We start from the raw sequence: 16,310 nt of genomic DNA on the forward strand, positions 1-16,310 counted from the left end.
CGTCGGACCACGGCGCGAGGCTTGTAATCCATAGGTCACGAGCGTAACTTATGGGTTACGGTCGATCCACGTATGAGATCGTCCAGAGCGAGACATTCCGGCGCTGGTTTTCGCGGCTTCGCGATGCGGACGCGACTGCGCGCATACAGGCGAGGTTGCGTCGTATGTCGTTGGGTCATCCGGGCGACGTCAAGCACGTCGGATCGGGTGTCCGCGAGATGCGCATCGCCTGCGGTCCCGGATATCGCCTCTACTACATCGTGCGCGCGTCGGCGCTGGTCATCCTTCTGACAGGCGGCGACAAGAGCAGTCAGCGCGCCGACATCGAACGGGCGATCGCCATCGCCGCAGCATGGGACCACGGTGCATGAAAGAACGATTCACACGCTGGGATGCCGCCGACCGCCTCCGGACCGAGGCCGACCAGACGCGCTACCTCAACGCCTGTCTCGCCGACGACCCAGGCGATGGCAGCCTCGTACGCGCCGCGCTTGGCGACATCGCGCGGGCGCGCGGCATGACGCACGTCGCACGCGCCAGCGGCATCTCGCGCGAAGGCCTCTACCGGGCGCTGGCGACGGACGGCAACCCCGAGTTCGCCACCGTCATGCGCGTGATGCGCGCGCTCGGCGTGCACCTGCACGCGGCGTGATCACCGGGCGGGCTGCGAGACTGCGGCAGAAAGAAAGAGAGGGGCGCCGGGCGAGAACCGGGGCATGGATGTTCAACGCGCAACCTGGACATATGAGAAGTCATCGATGATCGCAAGAGCTGCTGGCGCGCTTCTGCTGGCCTTGTTCACGGCGTACGACGCCAACCACAGCCTTCCCGCATCCGGCGACGCTGGCGATCAGGATCCCGTTTTCTGGCAGCGGGTGAACGACATCGCGAGCCGGCTGGCGGAGGGCGAGGAAGCGCTGCGCGGCGTTTGGCCCGGAAGCTCCCCGTCGTCGAGCGACGACGATCGATCCGAAAGCGGTGCTGGTCCCTTTTCGCCCTCGACCACCGTCACGCGTTCCGAGTTGCGACAGCGCAGGGATGGACGGCTGGCGGTGGCGGTCATCGACATCGGCGGGCGTTGCGTCTCCCGAGGTGAAGTCCTGACTCACTACCCAGGGCTCGAACTTCGGGACACGCCGAGGCCGGACATGCCCGACGCGTCGAAGCGAGTGGTCTGGTCAGCGAACGTCGATCGCGGAAGCGTGGTGTTCAGCTTCGCGGACGGCGCACCCGGATGCCTTCGGAGCGTCTCGTTCAGTCCAGACTGACGTCGAGGAAGCTGGCAAAACGAAACGCCCGGCGGGAGCCGGGCGTTTCGTTTCAGCACGAAGCGAGGGATCAGCGATGCAGCGGCGTGCCGCCGGCTTCGACGATGGCGAGCGCGGCTCCGCCGATGAGGCCCGGCTCGGGATTCATGATCGCCTGCGTCGGCACCTTTTCCATCGTGTCGCGGAAGCGGCCCTTGGCTTCGAAACGCTCGCGGAAATGCGTCTGGATCCACGGAAGCAGGATCGGTGTCATGCCGCCGGTGAGATACACGCCGTCCCATGCGCCGAGCGTGAGGACCAGGTCGCCCGCCACGCTGCCGAAGATGCCGGCGAGGGCTTGCACGGCCCGCGCGCACATCGGGCAGGTGCCTTCCGTCGCACGCTTGGTGACATCTTCCGGCGTGATCGTCTCATCGGGCTTCTGGCCGGCGATCTCGCAGATCGCGGTGTAGAGGTTCACCAGGCCCTGGCCACTGATCAGGCGCTCGTTGGAGACGCGGCCGTAGCGGAGGTTCAGCACCTTGAGGATCTCGATGTCCTCGGCGCTGTGTGCCGCGAAGCCGGCATGGCCGCCCTCGGTCTGCAGCACGCTGACCTTGTCGCCGCGGATCAGCAGGCCGCCGACGCCCAGGCCCGTGCCCGGACCCACGACGACGAACGTCTGCTCGTCCTTGGCGCCGATTACGGGAACGGCCGGCTCGCCGATCCGCTCGAGCTCGCGATGGCCGTCGCGCAGGGCCTTGTCCGGGCTCATCAGCATCACGGCCATCGACTGCGCGGCGAAGTCGTTGACGAGGTGGACCCACTCGAGGCCGAGTTCGCCCGCCAGCGTATGCGCCGAGATGGCCCACGGATTGTTCGTGACCTTGACGGTCTCACCGTTGTCGATACGGCCAGCGGCGGCGATGATCGCGCGGGTCGCCTCGTGGCCCGTTTCCTTGAAGTACTGCTTCGCGGCGTCCGCCATGGAGGCGTAGTCCTTGACGTGGTACTTCCGGATGCTCGATTCGATAAGCGGTTGATCTTCTTCCGGATGCGCGATGCCGAAGCGCACATTGGTGCCGCCGAGGTCGGCGAGCAGGGTCGGCGCCGGAGCGCTAACGTTGGCCATGTTGGAGAACCTGTCGTGTCACGGAAGCACGCAAGGGTGCCTCGCATGGGGGCTGGCGTCTAGTGAAGGCTGTCCCCGCGCTTAGCTACGAGCGTGGTTCTCCTTGAACGGCCTTCCCTGCCGGCACTTTGACGTAAACGATTACGTCGGCAGAATACTCCATTGCCCGGACCATTGGCAGGCTCGACCTGTCGCCCGCGGCGCCCACCGGAGAAAGTGATGGCAGCGGTTCGCCTCGACAAAGTACGCAAGGTCTATCCGAACGGCCACGTGGCCCTGAAGGAGGCCAGCTTCGAGATCGCCGACGGTGAACTCCTCGTGCTTGTCGGCCCGTCGGGCTGCGGCAAGACGACCCTGCTGCGCATGATCGCCGGCCTGGAGTCGATCAGCGGGGGCACGATGACCATCGGCGACCGCGTGGTGAACGACGTCGCGCCGAAGGACCGCGACATCGCGATGGTCTTCCAGAACTACGCGCTGTATCCCCACATGACCGTGCGCGAGAACCTCGGCTTCGGCCTGCGCCTCCGCGGAGTGGCGAAGGAGGAGATCGACCGTCGTGTCGACGGCGCGTCCGGGATGCTCGGCCTCGACGAACGCCTCGACCATCGACCGGCCGCGCTCTCCGGCGGGCAGCGCCAGCGCGTGGCGCTGGGTCGCGCGCTCGTGCGCGATCCCGCCGTGTTCCTGCTCGACGAGCCGTTGTCGAACCTCGACGCGAAGCTGCGCCTGTCCACGCGCGTGGAGATCGCGCGTATTCATCGACGCCTTGGCGCGACGATGGTCTACGTCACGCACGACCAGATCGAGGCGATGACGCTCGGTCAGCGCATCGTGGTGCTCAACGGTGGCGTGATCCAGCAGCTCGATACGCCGATGAACCTCTACAACAAGCCGGCGAACCTCTTCGTGGCCGGCTTCCTCGGCAGTCCGGCGATGAACCTGTTCCACGGCACGCTGCGCCGCGCCGACGGACTCGTGCTGGAAACGCGTGACGGGTCGATCGCGCTCGGTTCGGATGTCGCCGCGCTCGCGGCCTACGTGGACAAGCCGGTCATCGTCGGCATCCGTCCCGAGGACCTCCTCACCGTGGGCGATCACGAGGGTGTCGCGGAGCGCCTGCGCGCGCACGTGGAAGTCGTGGAGCCCGTGGGCAACGAGGTGTTCCTGAACATGCGCCAGGGCGACGACGAGCTGGTCGCGCGCGTTCCGCCGCACTCCAGCGTGCAGCCGGGAACCGATGTCGCGCTGGGTTTCCTGCCCGAACGCCTGCATTTCTTCGATCCGGAATCCACCGCCCGCATCGGCTGAGCGCCGGGAGCCACGGTCGCCGCCCCTGCGACGCTTTGCCCCCCGGAAGGAGGGCGAGGAGGCGTAAAATGGGCGGATCGCCAACGAACAGGTTCGTCCCATGACCTTTCCCGCCGTTCGCATGCGCCGCATGCGTCGCGACGCCTTCTCCCGCGCGCTGATGCGCGAGAACGTGCTCACCGCCAGCGACCTCATCATGGTGGCCTTCGTGGTCGAGGGCCAGGGCGTCCGCCAGCCGGTGCCGTCGATGCCGGGCGTGGATCGCCTGTCGATCGACGAACTCGTGAAGCTCGGCGAGGAATGCGTCGCGCTCGGCATCCCCGCGCTCGCGCTGTTCCCGTCCGTGGATGCGTCGGCCAAGTCCGAGGACGCCGCCGAGGCCTGGAATCCGGACGCGCTGTTCCAGCGCGCCACGCGCGAGCTGAAGGCGCGCTTTCCGGAGCTCGGCCTCATCGGCGACGTGGCCCTCGATCCGTACACGACGCATGGGCAGGACGGTCTCATCGACGCCGATGGCTACGTGATGAACGAGCCGACGGTCGAGGCGCTCATCCGGATGTCGCTCGCGCAGGCCGAGGCCGGCATGGACTTCATCGCGCCGTCCGACATGATGGACGGCCGCATCGGCGCCATCCGCGAGGCGCTCGAAGACGCCGGCTACATCCACACGCGCATCCTGGCGTACTCGGCGAAGTACGCCTCGAGCTTCTATGGCCCGTTCCGTGATGCCGTCGGATCCTCGGCCAACCTGGGCAAGGGCAACAAGCACACCTATCAGATGGACATCGGCAACAGCGACGAGGCCCTGCGCGAGGTCGAGCTCGACCTCCAGGAGGGCGCCGACGTCGTCATGGTGAAGCCGGGCCTGCCGTACCTCGACATCGTCCGCCGCGTGAAGGACACCTTCGCTGCGCCGACGTTCGTCTACCAGGTCAGCGGCGAGTACGCGATGATCAAGGCGGCGGCGCAGAACGGATGGGTCGACGAGAAGGCCGTGGTGATGGAATCGCTGCTCGCGATGAAGCGCGCCGGCGCCGATGCGATCCTCACCTATTTCGCGATCGACGTCGCGCGCTGGCTGAAGGGCTGACGCAAGTCCCGGATTCTGCAAATCCCATCCGTGCACGCGTGACATAATCGCGGGCGACATTGGTGGGAGTCGCAGGATGGATGGGCATCATTTTCTGGAGACGGCGGTCGTCTTTCTTCTGGCGACCGTTATCGCCGTACCGCTGACCAAGCGCTTCCGCCTCGGCGCCGTCCTCGGCTACCTGCTCGCGGGCGTGGTCATCGGCCCGTCGGTGCTCGGCCTGGTGAGCGATACCGAGGGTGTGGCGACGATCTCCGATTTCGGTGTCGTGCTGATGCTGTTCGTCATCGGCCTCGAACTCTCGCCATCACGCCTGTGGGTGATGCGGCGCGCGGTATTCGGCAGCGGCAGTCTCCAGGTGCTGACCTGCGCGCTGGCGCTGGGCGCCATCGGCTACTTCCTGTTCGGTCTCACGTGGAAGGCGGCCGTCATCGTCGGCGGCAGCCTGGCGTTGTCCTCGACGGCGTTCGGTCTGCAGATCCTCGCCGAGCGCAAGGAGGCGGGCACCGTCTATGGACGCCAGGCCTTCGCGATCCTGCTGTTCCAGGACCTCGCGGCCATTCCCCTGATCGCCGCCGTGCCCCTTCTCGGGGGCGCCATCGCGCGCGACGCGCATGCCCCCGATCTGTTCAGCGTCCTCCGCGTCGTCGGCACCATCTTCGCGGTGATCGTCGGTGGCCGGCTGCTGCTGCGCCACGTCTTCCGATTCGTCGCGCGCGCCAAGAGCACGGAAGTCTTCACCGCGACCGCGCTGCTCGTGGTGATGGGCACGGCGTGGCTGATGGAGCTGGCCGGCATATCGACGACGCTCGGCGCGTTCCTCGCCGGTCTGCTGCTGGCGGATTCGGAATATCGCCACGAGCTCGAATCCAATATCGAACCCTTCAAGGGCCTTCTGCTCGGCCTGTTCTTCGTCAGCGTGGGCATGTCCGTCGATCTCGGCATGCTGGTGGCGAAGCCGCTGCTCGTGCTCGGCATGGTGGCGCTCCTGCTCGCGGTGAAGGCCGTGCTGATCCTGCCCTTGGGCCGGGTGGTCGGCGCGTTGACCATGGGCGATTCGGTGAGGCTCGCCGCGGTGCTCGCATGCGGCGGCGAATTCGCCTTCGTGCTGCTCAACCTCGCGCAGCAGAACCAGCTGATCAACGGCAGCCAGCGCGGCCTGATGGTGATGGCCATCTCGCTGTCGATGGCGCTGACGCCGCTGCTCGTGCTGCTCGCGTCGCGCCTGGTGCACGACCGGGTGCGCAAGCCGGACCGCGAATTCGACGCGATCGAGGCCGATACGCCGCGCGTCATCATCGCGGGCTTCGGCCGCATGGGGCAGATCGTCGCCCGCGTGCTGCGCGCGCAGGGCATCCAGTTCGTGGCGCTGGAGAGCTCGGTCGAACAGGTCGAGACGTCGCGTCGCTTCGGCGGTACGTCACTGTTCTTCGGCGACCCTGGCCGGCCCGAGATGCTGCGCGCGGCGCAGGCGGACAAGGCCGAGGTATTCGTCATCGCCACCGACGATCCGGAGGCGAACCTGCGCACCGCCCGCCTGGTGCGTCGCCAGTACCCGCACCTGAAGATCGTCGCCCGCGCACGCAATCGTCAGCATGCGTTTCGCCTGATGGACATCGGCGTCGAGGACCCCGTGCGTGAAACGTTCTACTCCAGCCTGGAGATGACGCGGCACGTGCTCGAATCGCTGGACATGCCGGCGGACGTCGCCGCGAGCCGCATCGAGCGTTTCCGCAAGCACGACGACCAGGTGCTGCGCGCGCAGTACCTCGTTTACGACGATGAGACCGCGCTCGTGCAGACGAGCAAGGAAGCGCTGCACGACCTGCAGCAGCTCTTCGAGGCGGACGCCGTGGAAGAGCGCGTCCGCGACGGCGAGAAATAGATCAGTCCGGCTGGGCCGGCTGCCTGAGGGTCTGCCTCACGCTCGGGATCGCGCCGACGCGCGTGCCGAGTTCGTGAGCGATGTCGACGTAGCCGAGGTGCCGCGCGACGTCGCCGGCCGTGCGGCCGAACGCATCCGCCGCGTTGCGGTTCGCGCCGCGCTGGAGGAGCACGCGGGCCGGCGGCAGCAAAGCGTGCATCGCGCACGCGTGCAGCGCGCTGACGCCGCGATGGTCGGCGTGTTCCATGGCGGCGCCAGCATCGAGCAGCACGGGCACCAGCGCGCCGAGATGGGTCGCGTCCGCGTGGCTGCCCGGGCGCATGTGCGCGCCAAGCAGGATCAGCAACGGCGTGACGCCGTCCTTGTCGGCCTTGTTCACATCGGCGCCCTTGCGGATCACGGTGTCCAGCAGGCGGCGTGCGCGCAGGCTGTCGCTGCTGCCGAAGCAGTACTGCGCGGCGGCATGCAACGACGTATGCCCGTGCGCATCCTCCGCCGCCGCATCGGCGCCGGCGGCGAGCAGCATCTCGGCGATCTCGGGATAGCCGAGCGTGGCGGCGATCATGAGCGCGGTGGCGTTACCCGGCAGCCGCTGGTCGGCGGCGACGCCTCGTGCGAGCAGCAGTTCGACCACCGATTCCCGGCGTGCGTTGACGGCGGCCGCGAGCGGCGTGACCCCGGAGGCCGCGGCGGCCGACGGATCGGCGCCGGCCGCGAGCAGGTGCTCGGCCACGTCGCGCTGGCCCGCGCCGGCGGCGCGGAGCAGGGCCGTCGCGCCCTGCGCGTCGCGGGTGTCGACGTCGAAGCCGAGTTCGAGGAGGCGATCCACGGCCGCCATGTCGCCCGCGGCGGCCGCCGCGGGGAGGTCGGCGGCACGCAGCGCGCGACGCGGCAGCGGCCACGTGGCCCAGCTGAGCCAGCGCTCCACGTCGCCGTGGCCGATACCGAGGCCGTATGGCGTCTCGCCATTGACGTCCGCGGCTTCGGGGTCGGCACCGTGGGAGACGAGCGCGCGGACGAGCGGCAGGTTGTCGCCGCCATGTTCCAGCGCCGCGTGCAGCGGCGTCCGGCCGCCCAGGTCGCGGACGTTCGGATCCATGCCGCGGGCGAGCAAAGCGTCGAGCAACGCGACGCGACCGGTCGCGGCCGCCATGTGCATGGGCGTGCGACCGCGCGCGTCGGCGCCGAACGGGTCCGCGCCGGCGTCGAGCATCGCCAGCGTCAGGCGCTCGTCGACACCGTCGAGGCGGCAGACGGCCTGACCCAGCAGCCCGGCGCCCGCCGGCGACGCGCCCGCTTGCATCAACTGCAGGAGCGCTTCGGCCGATTGCGGCAGTTGCGGCAGCAGCGCGTCGAAGAGGCGCCGGCCGAGGACGCCTTCGTCTTCGGCGGGAGGCGCCAGGCGCGCATCGGCGGAAAGACCATGATCGAGCAGCCACGCGCGCGCCATGTGCAGGCCGGCGCCGGCCAGCTCGAGATAGAGCGCGGCAAGCTGTTCGGCGGGCCATTCGCGAACCTTCGTGGCGAACGTCGACGCGACCGCCCAGTGGCCGAAGCGCAGCGCGTCGTAAAGATGCGCCGGGGAGTCGGCGCCCGCTTCGGGCACCACGGATTCGCTCAGCGAGGTGGGCAGCGGCGTGTCGGGATCGAGCAGCGCGACGAAGTCCCAGCGTCCCGCGGCGGCCGCATGATCGAGGGCGCTGCGTCCGTCGGCACCGGTTTCCTTCGGCTGCGCACCGAGCGTGAGCAGCGCGCGCACCGTGGCGGCCTGCGCGCGCGGGGACTGGCAGGCGAGCGTCAGCGCGTCGCGTCCGTGGCCGTCGCGGGGAGATGCGTCGGCGTGGGCATCGGCCAGCGCCTGCACGATGCCTTGCGCGCCCGCGCGAGCCGCTTCCATCAGGGCGGTCGTGCCGTGGCGGTCGGCGAGGTTGGGATTGGCGTGCGCCTGGAGCAACGCGCGCGCGATCTGTTCGTGTCCTTCCGCCGCGGCGGCGATCAGCGCCGTGCGGCCGTGCGCGTCGGTCGCGTTGACCGGCGCCTTGTAACGCAGCAGGACCTTCACGCCCTCGCTGTCGTCGTCGGGAATGCCGGCCGCCGCGACGAGCGCCGGTTCGCCACCCACCGGCGCCGGCTTCGCGCCGTGTTCGAGCAGGAAGCGGGCGAGCGTCCAGTTCGCGGCGCGGCAGGCGATGACGAGCGGCGTGTCGCCCGCCGAGTTGACGGCGTCCACCGGCGCGCCGGCGTCGAGCAGCATCGCCGCGACGGTCGGCTCGGCGCTGAGCACCGCGCCGTGCAGCGCCGTGTTGCCATGGGCGTCGGTGGCGGCGGCGTTGGCGCCATTGGTGAGCAACGTGAGCACGGCTTCCGGTCGGCCGTGCCAGCTGTCGCGGCACGCCGCGAGCAGGGCGGTCATGCCGCCGTGGACGCGGTCCACGCGAGCGCCCTTCGCGATCAGCGCGCGCAGCAGGCGCGTGTCCGGCGACAGCGCGGCGAGGGTGAGGACGGGACGCTGGTCGCGCTCGCCGGGCTCGGCATCGCCATCGGGTGCCGCGCCGGCCTCGACCAGCGCGACGGCGCGCGCGATGTCGCCTTCGCGCAACGCGGCACGAAGGGCGCGATCGCGCACGCCCGGCTGGGCCTCCTCGGTGCTCAGCACGGGGATGGGTGCACGCGGCGGCTCCACGGGCGCCATCGCGGGCTCGCGGCGCGGCTCGGCGCGCCCGGTCCGGACGTGCCCGCGACGATCGCTGAGCAGGGCGCGGAGCGTGCGGTTGGCGATGACCATGCAGCCGAGCGGCAGGAGCACGAGCGCATAGAGGCCCAGCGCGGCGATGCGCAGTTCGGCCGGAAGCACGCCGTACAGACCGGACAGCGCGACCGCGCAGAACGCGAGCACGAGCAGGCCGAGCGCCGCGGGAAGGAAATGGGAGAAGAAGCGCTCTTCCGCCGAGAGATGGCGGCCGAACGAGATCGAGCGGGCGATCGCGGTGAAGATCCACGATCCGTCGCCGCTTTCCTCCGGATAAGCGTCGTCCCAGAGGAACACCAGGCCGAACGCGGGCCAGACGCGCCATAGTGCCGCGAACGCCACGACCAGGGTCGCGGCCAGCAGCAGCGCCGCGCCGAGGCTCGGCGCTTGCGTCAGCTTCAGCAGCGGCCAGGCGACGAGCACGAAGACCACGAAGGCGTACGCGGTGAACATCACCAGATGCGCCGACCCGCGGCGCAGCACCGTACGCACGTAGCTCGGCTCCGGATCGAAACCGATCGCGTGGCACACCGCGCCCATGGCCAGGGCGTTCGCGAGCAGCAACGGAATGAGGGCGAGCGGCGATGCGGTGAGACCCGCGCACGCGACGGCGGCAAGGGCGGGGAGGAACCAGGGCAGTGCCTTGATCAGCGATGGTCGACGACGTTTGGGATTGGCCATGCGCGCGAGTATACGGAGCACGTCACGCCTACGCGGTAACGTCGCGTTAACTCGCGCTGCACGCCGCGATTCCGTGCGTTTTCGGCCGGATCAGTTCCTTACCAGGACCAGGTCGGGGTCGATCTCGCGATTGTGGTTCGGCTGGTTGCACACGCTGAGCGTCTCGTTCGGCGGACTCTGCAGGTGCCAGCCCTGCGCCGCGAGATTCGCCATCACGCGTTCGCTGTCCTCGTTCGGCAGCTTGCGCTGAGGCGTCAGTTCGACCTCGAGCACGAAGCGCAGCTCGCCCAACAGCAGGGCGAGGGGCTCGGGAACGGCCTGGAAGCCGTCACGTTCGGCAAGCCATAGATAGGAGTCGGGCTTTCGCTGGCTGGCGTAGACGAAGCAGTGCATGACGGCAGGTCTCGCTGGGGGCCAATGCGACAAGGTAGCAAAAGGCGCAGGGAAATACGTGACGGGCGTCCCGGTCGTTTCATCTTTGTTGCATGCGCACTTGCAAAAACAGCGTCAAGTCCGCCAGAGTTCGCTGCCAGATTGTTAAACGCGCGTATGAAAACAAGAAATTTTTGCGTTTTTTCGCGTGATCCAGTCGCCCCAGAGCAAAACAAGAAGCAGGAGCCCGTCCGCATGCAGAAGCTGAACCTTTCGACCCGTCCGCTGGCCGCCGCCGCCCTTTCGCTGGCCATCGCCGGCGCGCTGGTCGCTCCGCAGGCTGCCCACGCCAGCGCGTTCCAGCTCAAGGAAAACAGCGCCAAGGCCCTCGGCCGCGCGTTCGCGGGCTCCGCCGCCGCTGGCGACGACGCCTCGGCCATCGTCAACAACCCGGCCGCCATGACCCTCCTGAAGGGCAACGTGTTCCAGGCCGACGTGACGGGCATCAACTTCAGCACCAAGTTCCACGGCACCGCGACCGACGCGCAGGGCCGTCCGATCAGCGGTGGCAACGGCGGCGACGCCGGCACCACGATCCCGGTTCCGGCGCTGTACTTCGCCACGCAGGTCGCCGATCGCTGGCACTTCGGCCTCGGCCTGACCGCGCCGTTCGGCTTCAAGACCGAATACGACTCCGACTGGAAGGGCCGCTACAACGGCATCAAGTCCGACTTCAAGTCGTTCGACGCCACGCTGTCCGCCTCGTTCGACGTCACCGACACCTTCACCTTCGGTGTCAGCGCCATCGCGCAGAAGACCAGCGCCGAGCTGACCAGCGCCATCAACTACAACACCGTCGGCCTGGGTCTGATCCAGCGCGCTGCGGCCGCCGGCCAGCTGTCGCCGGCCGTCGCTCGCGCCCTCGCCGCCCAGTACGCGGCGGTCGTTCCGCCGGGCAGCGACGGCTACGCCAAGATCAAGGGTGACGACTGGGCCTACGGCTGGCAGGTCGGTGGCCTGTGGAAGCTGACCCCGAACGATCGTCTCGCGCTCAGCTACCGCAGCAAGATCAAGCACAACCTGGAAGGCACGGGTAACTTCACCATGCCGACCAACGTGACGGCCGTGCTGTCGAACCCGACCGTCGCCGCCCTGCTGGGCCGCGGCCAGCCGCCGTTCACCCACACCGACGGCCGCGCGGGCTTCACCACGCCGGCGATCGCCACCGCCAGCTTCTGGCACCAGGACGAGAAGTTCGGCCTCGGCTTCGACCTGTCGTGGACGAAGTGGGATGCGTTCGAGAACCTGACGGTGAACTACTCCAACCCGAACCAGCCGCCGACCAGCGAGAAGTACGGCTGGCGCAACAGCTGGTTCGTGTCGGCCGGCGGTGAGTACTACCTCAGCGACAAGCTGACGCTGCGTGGCGGTATCGCCGTCGACAGCACCCCGACCTACGACGACACCCGTTCGCCGCGCGTGCCGGACTCCACCCGCAAGTGGCTGGCCTTCGGTGTCGGCTACAAGGCCACGGAGCGCTTCGAGCTCAACGCCGGTTACGCCCACATCTTCGTGAACAAGGCGCACATCGGCGGCGTGAACAGCGGCACGAACGACCGCATCGTCGGCGAGAACGACGACAAGGGCAACCTGCTCAGCGTCTCGGCCAAGTACGCGTTCTGATCGAACGATACCTGGTGAAAAAAAACCTCCGCGGCGACGGGGAGGCTTTTTTATGTCCGCCGTTGCCGGCTTATGGTTGGAGCGCACCTGGGCGCGATGCGCGGTGCGCTTGTCTCCGCCGGATCCCCGCGCTCAGTACGCGTATTCGCGGAACACCGGGTCCACGCTACCGTTCCACTCGCCGTGGAACTTCTCGAGCTTCACGTCTGCCTGCGTCTTGCCCGAAAGCGCGATCTCGAGCAGCGGCTCGAGGTAGATCGACTCGTCGATGCCGCGATTGCCGCGCTGGTCGCGACGCTTCAGGCCATGGTCCGCGATCTTCAGCGACTCCAGCGCGAGCTCGCGCACGTGGTGGCCGCGGAAGGGAAGGTCGAGCGCATGCTTCGGCACGCCGTCGCGAAGCGCATGGCGCTCCGCCTTGCTGAAGTCCTTGACGAGGTCCCACGCGGCGTCGAGCGCCACGTCGTCGTACAGCAGGCCGACCCAGTACGCGGGCAGCGCGCAGAGCGAACCCCACGTGCTGGTGTCCGCGCCGCGCATCTCGAGGTACTGCTTCAGGCGCACTTCGGGGAAGGCCGTCGTGAGGTGGTCGGCCCAGTCCTTCATGTCGGCCTTCACTCCGGGCAACGCCGCGAGTTCGCCGCGCATGAACTTCTTGAAGTCCTGGCCGGAGAGGTCGACGTACTTGCCGTCCCGGTAGCTGAAGTACATCGGCACATCGAGGATGTAATCGACGTAGCGTTCGTAGCCGAAGCCATCCTCGAAGACGAAGTCGAGCATGCCGGTACGGTCGGCGTCGGTATCGGTCCACACGTGCGACCGGAACGACTTGTAGCCGTTCGGCTTGCCTTCGGTGAAGGGTGAATTGGCGAACAGGGCGGTGGCGATCGGTTGAAGCGCGAGGGCGACGCGGAACTTCTTCACCATGTCGGCCTCGCTCGCGAAATCGAGGTTGACCTGCACGGTGCACGTGCGCGTCATCATGTCGAGCCCGAGCGAACCCACCTTGGGCATGTACTCCCGCATGATCTTGTAGCGACCCTTAGGCATCCACGGCATCTGGTCGCGCCGCCACTTCGGCTGGAAGCCCATGCCGAGGAAACCGATGCCGAATTCCTCGGCGACCGAGCGCACTTCCTTCAGGTGGTTGGTGACCTCGTCGCAGGTCTCGTGGATCGTCTTCAGCGGGGCGCCGGACAACTCCAGCTGGCCTGCCGGTTCGAGCGTGATGTTCGCCTTGCCCTTGGTCAGCGCGACCGGCGTTTCGCCCTCGCGCGCGATGTTCCAGTGGTACCGCTCCGCCAGGCCTTCGAGGATCGCGCGAATGCCCGGCCGCTCGCCTTCGAACGGCGGCGGCGTCAGGTCGTCGGTATAGAACCCGAACTTCTCGTGTTCGGTGCCGATGCGCCACTCCGCCTGCGGCTTCTCACCCTTGGCGAGGTATTCGACCAGATCGTTGCGGTCGCCGATGGGCGTGCTCTTGGCGGCGCTGGGTATGGACACGTCACTTTCCTTGGCTGATCGGCTGACCGGTGCCGCCCACATGGGGGCGCGATGGGGCGAGCAAAAGGTCGGGGGAGGGTAACAAAAGCGGAGCGGGGAGCAGGGAATCGGGGGCGCGATCCCGGCGTGCGCTCGAGGGTACGTGAAGCGTTCGGCTGCGGCGTCGCCAGCGCGGAGTTGTGCATCGCCTCGTGCGCCCGCCGGCTATGTCGCCCCCACTTCCCATCCCCCGGCCCCCCGCTCCGAAAAATAAAAGGCCGCCCCATCGAGGCGGCCTTTCGTCATGTCCGACGATCCGGCAGGCGCGAGGCCTAGCGCTTCATCGAATTGAAGAACTCGTCGTTCGACTTCGTGTTCTTCATCTTGTCGAGCATGAACTCCATGGCGGCCAGTTCGTCCATCGGGTGGAGGAGCTTGCGCAGGATCCAGATCTTGGCGAGCAGGTCCGGATCGATCAGGAGGTCTTCGCGGCGGGTGCCCGAGCGGTTGATGTCGATCGCCGGGTAGACGCGCTTCTCGGAGATGCGGCGGGACAGGTGCACTTCCATGTTGCCCGTGCCCTTGAACTCCTCGTAGATCACCTCGTCCATCTTCGAGCCGGTGTCGGTCAGCGCCGTGGCGATGATCGTCAGGCTGCCGCCTTCCTCGACGTTGCGCGCCGCGCCGAAGAAGCGCTTGGGGCGCTGCAGGGCGTTGGCGTCGACACCGCCGGTGAGCACCTTGCCGGAGCTCGGCACCACCGTGTTGTAGGCGCGGGCCAGGCGGGTGATGGAGTCGAGCAGGATCACGACGTCCTTCTTGTGCTCGACCAGGCGCTTGGCGCGCTCGATCACCATCTCGGCGACCTGCACGTGGCGGACGGCCGGCTCGTCGAAGGTGGAGCTGATCACTTCGGCGCGGACGGTGCGGGCGATTTCGGTGACTTCCTCCGGACGTTCGTCGATCAGCAGCATGATCAGGTGCACGTCGGGATGGTTGTACTGGATGGCCTGCGCGACGTTCTGCAGCATCATCGTCTTACCGGATTTCGGCTGGGAGACGATGAGGCCGCGCTGGCCGCGACCGATCGGGGCGACCAGGTCGAGGATGCGGCCCGTGATGTCCTCGGTCGAACCGTTGCCGCGCTCGAGCTTGAAGGCCTTGCGCGGGAACAGCGGGGTGAGGTTCTCGAACAGCAGCTTGTTCTTCGACGCCTCCGGCGGATCGCCGTTGATGTCGTCGACCTTGAGCATCGCGAAGTAGCGCTCGCCTTCCTTCGGATGGCGGACGCGTCCGGTGATGTAGTCGCCGGTGCGCAGGTTGAAGCGGCGAATCTGGCTGGGCGAGACGTAGATGTCGTCCGGGCCGGCCAGGTAGGACTCGTCAGCCGAGCGCAGGAAGCCGAAGCCGTCCTGCAGGATCTCGAGCACGCCTTCCGCCCAGATGCCGCCGCCCGAGCGGGCGTGCGCCTTGAGGATGTTGAAGACGACGTCCTGCTTGCGCTGGCGCGCGACGCCCTCGCGCACGCCGAGCGATTCGGCGAACTCGAGCAGCTGGATCGCGTTCTTGCGCTTCAGTTCCGTCAGGTTGATCAGGCGATCGTTGCTGCCGGCGTCGGCGTTCTCGTCGTCGTCGACCGGATAGCCGTTGTTGTTGCGCGGATTCTGGTAGTTGCCGTTGCCGTTGCCACCGCCGCCACCCTGGCGCTGCTGGTTGCGCTCGTTGCGACGGCGGCGACCGCGGCCTTCGCGCTCGTTGCGGTCGTTGCGATTGTTCTGATGCTGGTTGGGGTTGTCGCCGCGGGCCTGCTGGCCCTGCGGCTGCCCATTGCCCTGGGGCTGCGACGAGCCGCCGTCACGGGACTCGCCCTGCGGCGGTGCCGGGCGCGGCTCGGCCGGCGCGTTGCCGAGCTGCAGCTCCGCCTGCGGGGCGGGCGCCGGAGCCGGTGCGGGCACGGCCTTGGCGGGAGCCGGCGCCGGAGCGCTCGTCTCGACCGCGGGCGCCTCGGGGGCGGCCGCCTTGCGGCGGGTACGCGGACGCGGCTCGGTCGCAGGCTGGTCGCCGGCGCCCTTGGCGTCGATGGAGTCTTTGGTTTCGATATCGGACACGGGCAAACCTCACGGGGCGCCGTTGGAAGAAAGAAGGGAGAGGGTTCGCGACAGGGGGGACAAGCGGTGTCCCGGCGAACTCCTAGAGCCTAGCATCGCGTGAGGCGCGTCGTAAAGCGCCTCACGCGGCGGCGAAAGGTGGAGCGGGGTGTTACGTCAGATGGACTTGTCGATGAACTGGGCGAGGACGCCCTTGTTCACGGCGCCGACCTGGGTACCGGCGACCTTGCCGTCCTTGAACACCATCAGCGTCGGGATGCCGCGGATGCCGTACTGGCGCGGGGTCTGCTGGTTCTCGTCGATGTTGATCTTGACGATCTTGACCTTGCCTTCGTACTCGCCGGCGAGCTGCTCGAGCGCGGGAGCGATCGACTTGCAGGGGCCGCACCATTCGGCCCAGAAATCGAGCAGGACGGGGGTGTCGGATTCGAGGACGTCCTTCGAGAAGGCGGCATCGCTCGTATGGGTGATCTTGTCGCTCACCGTGGTCTCCAATAGAGGGGCGGGAAGGGGGTTGACGACCGTGACGCTGGCATCGGCTACACTTAGGAGCCCCATGTCGCGGGTCCA

The 16,310-nt window shown here is 68.0% G+C and carries 13 protein-coding genes; 7 read left to right on the top strand and 6 right to left on the bottom strand.

Annotation, left to right across the window (positions count from 1 at the left end):
• The first annotated feature begins 50 nt into the window (after positions 1 to 50).
• From J2X58_RS16335 to J2X58_RS16345, 3 genes are all read left to right on the top strand, one after another.
• A complete protein-coding gene (locus J2X58_RS16335; RefSeq protein ID WP_310049455.1) occupies positions 51 to 371 on the top strand; it encodes a type II toxin-antitoxin system RelE/ParE family toxin in 321 nt (106 codons plus the stop codon).
• Positions 368 to 652 (top strand): addiction module antidote protein, encoded by a 285-nt coding sequence (locus J2X58_RS16340; RefSeq protein ID WP_310049458.1) that lies wholly within the window; start codon positions 368 to 370, stop codon positions 650 to 652. The genes J2X58_RS16335 and J2X58_RS16340 overlap by 4 nt, the downstream gene beginning before the upstream one ends.
• A 64-nt stretch (positions 653 to 716) precedes the next feature.
• Positions 717 to 1,268, top strand: a complete 552-nt coding sequence (locus tag J2X58_RS16345) for a hypothetical protein (protein ID WP_310049460.1) — start codon at positions 717 to 719, stop codon at positions 1,266 to 1,268.
• 70 nt (positions 1,269 to 1,338) lie between these two features.
• On the opposite strand, the gene glk is transcribed toward J2X58_RS16345, so the two are convergent.
• Positions 1,339 to 2,379, bottom strand: a complete 1,041-nt coding sequence (glk, locus tag J2X58_RS16350) for a glucokinase (protein ID WP_310049462.1) — start codon at positions 2,377 to 2,379, stop codon at positions 1,339 to 1,341.
• Between the two features lie 219 nt (positions 2,380 to 2,598).
• Here glk and ugpC point away from each other — a divergent pair, with 219 nt between their 5' ends.
• The 3 genes from ugpC (at position 2,599) to J2X58_RS16365 (ending at position 6,665) form a co-directional block, all read left to right on the top strand.
• Positions 2,599 to 3,690, top strand: a complete 1,092-nt coding sequence (gene ugpC, locus J2X58_RS16355) for a sn-glycerol-3-phosphate ABC transporter ATP-binding protein UgpC (RefSeq protein WP_310049465.1) — start codon at positions 2,599 to 2,601, stop codon at positions 3,688 to 3,690.
• A 100-nt stretch (positions 3,691 to 3,790) separates the two neighbouring features.
• The gene (gene hemB / locus J2X58_RS16360) at positions 3,791 to 4,780 is read left to right on the top strand and encodes a porphobilinogen synthase (RefSeq protein ID WP_310049468.1); all 990 of its coding nucleotides are present in this window, start codon (positions 3,791 to 3,793) and stop codon (positions 4,778 to 4,780) included.
• Positions 4,781 to 4,856: 76 nt separating this feature from the next.
• Complete coding sequence (locus J2X58_RS16365; protein WP_090057523.1) at positions 4,857 to 6,665, top strand: monovalent cation:proton antiporter-2 (CPA2) family protein; 1,809 nt, start codon at positions 4,857 to 4,859, stop codon at positions 6,663 to 6,665.
• A gap of 1 nt (position 6,666) precedes the next feature.
• Here the strand turns inward: J2X58_RS16365 and J2X58_RS16370 are convergent, their stop codons facing one another.
• Together J2X58_RS16370 and J2X58_RS16375 are read right to left on the bottom strand one after the other, a co-directional pair.
• Positions 6,667 to 10,095, bottom strand: a complete 3,429-nt coding sequence (locus J2X58_RS16370; protein WP_310049473.1) for an ankyrin repeat domain-containing protein — start codon at positions 10,093 to 10,095, stop codon at positions 6,667 to 6,669.
• A 90-nt stretch (positions 10,096 to 10,185) separates the two neighbouring features.
• Positions 10,186 to 10,488, bottom strand: coding sequence for a YcgL domain-containing protein (locus tag J2X58_RS16375; RefSeq protein ID WP_090057518.1), 303 nt, complete (start codon positions 10,486 to 10,488; stop codon positions 10,186 to 10,188).
• A 234-nt stretch (positions 10,489 to 10,722) separates the two neighbouring features.
• Between J2X58_RS16375 and J2X58_RS16380 the strand changes: the two genes are divergently transcribed.
• A complete protein-coding gene (locus J2X58_RS16380) occupies positions 10,723 to 12,150 on the top strand; it encodes an outer membrane protein transport protein (protein WP_090057516.1) in 1,428 nt (475 codons plus the stop codon).
• A gap of 132 nt (positions 12,151 to 12,282) precedes the next feature.
• On the opposite strand, the gene J2X58_RS16385 is transcribed toward J2X58_RS16380, so the two are convergent.
• From J2X58_RS16385 to trxA, 3 genes are all read right to left on the bottom strand, one after another.
• Positions 12,283 to 13,653 (bottom strand): glutamate--cysteine ligase, encoded by a 1,371-nt coding sequence (locus J2X58_RS16385; RefSeq protein WP_310049480.1) that lies wholly within the window; start codon positions 13,651 to 13,653, stop codon positions 12,283 to 12,285.
• 311 nt (positions 13,654 to 13,964) lie between these two features.
• The gene (rho, locus tag J2X58_RS16390; RefSeq protein WP_090057511.1) at positions 13,965 to 15,740 is read right to left on the bottom strand and encodes a transcription termination factor Rho; all 1,776 of its coding nucleotides are present in this window, start codon (positions 15,738 to 15,740) and stop codon (positions 13,965 to 13,967) included.
• 156 nt (positions 15,741 to 15,896) lie between these two features.
• Entirely contained in the window at positions 15,897 to 16,223 is a 327-nt protein-coding gene (gene trxA / locus J2X58_RS16395; protein ID WP_090057509.1) for a thioredoxin TrxA, read from the bottom strand.
• Positions 16,224 to 16,310: the final 87 nt, after the last annotated feature.

The organism is Luteibacter sp. 3190 (assembly GCF_031456385.1).
Classification (GTDB): Bacteria; Pseudomonadota; Gammaproteobacteria; order Xanthomonadales; family Rhodanobacteraceae; genus Luteibacter.

Bases quoted from the DNA above. Each gene is read 5' to 3' on its own strand.
- J2X58_RS16370 (WP_310049473.1), bottom strand. From the start codon at position 10,095: ATGGCCAATCCCAAACGTCGTCGACCATCGCTGATCAAGGCACTGCCC.
- J2X58_RS16345 (WP_310049460.1), top strand. From the start codon at position 717: ATGGATGTTCAACGCGCAACCTGGACATATGAGAAGTCATCGATGATC.
- J2X58_RS16340 (WP_310049458.1), top strand. From the start codon at position 368: ATGAAAGAACGATTCACACGCTGGGATGCCGCCGACCGCCTCCGGACC.
- hemB (WP_310049468.1), top strand. From the start codon at position 3,791: ATGACCTTTCCCGCCGTTCGCATGCGCCGCATGCGTCGCGACGCCTTC.
- ugpC (WP_310049465.1), top strand. From the start codon at position 2,599: ATGGCAGCGGTTCGCCTCGACAAAGTACGCAAGGTCTATCCGAACGGC.
- J2X58_RS16335 (WP_310049455.1), top strand. From the start codon at position 51: ATGGGTTACGGTCGATCCACGTATGAGATCGTCCAGAGCGAGACATTC.
- J2X58_RS16365 (WP_090057523.1), top strand. From the start codon at position 4,857: ATGGATGGGCATCATTTTCTGGAGACGGCGGTCGTCTTTCTTCTGGCG.
- J2X58_RS16380 (WP_090057516.1), top strand. From the start codon at position 10,723: ATGCAGAAGCTGAACCTTTCGACCCGTCCGCTGGCCGCCGCCGCCCTT.
- J2X58_RS16375 (WP_090057518.1), bottom strand. From the start codon at position 10,488: ATGCACTGCTTCGTCTACGCCAGCCAGCGAAAGCCCGACTCCTATCTA.
- glk (WP_310049462.1), bottom strand. From the start codon at position 2,379: ATGGCCAACGTTAGCGCTCCGGCGCCGACCCTGCTCGCCGACCTCGGC.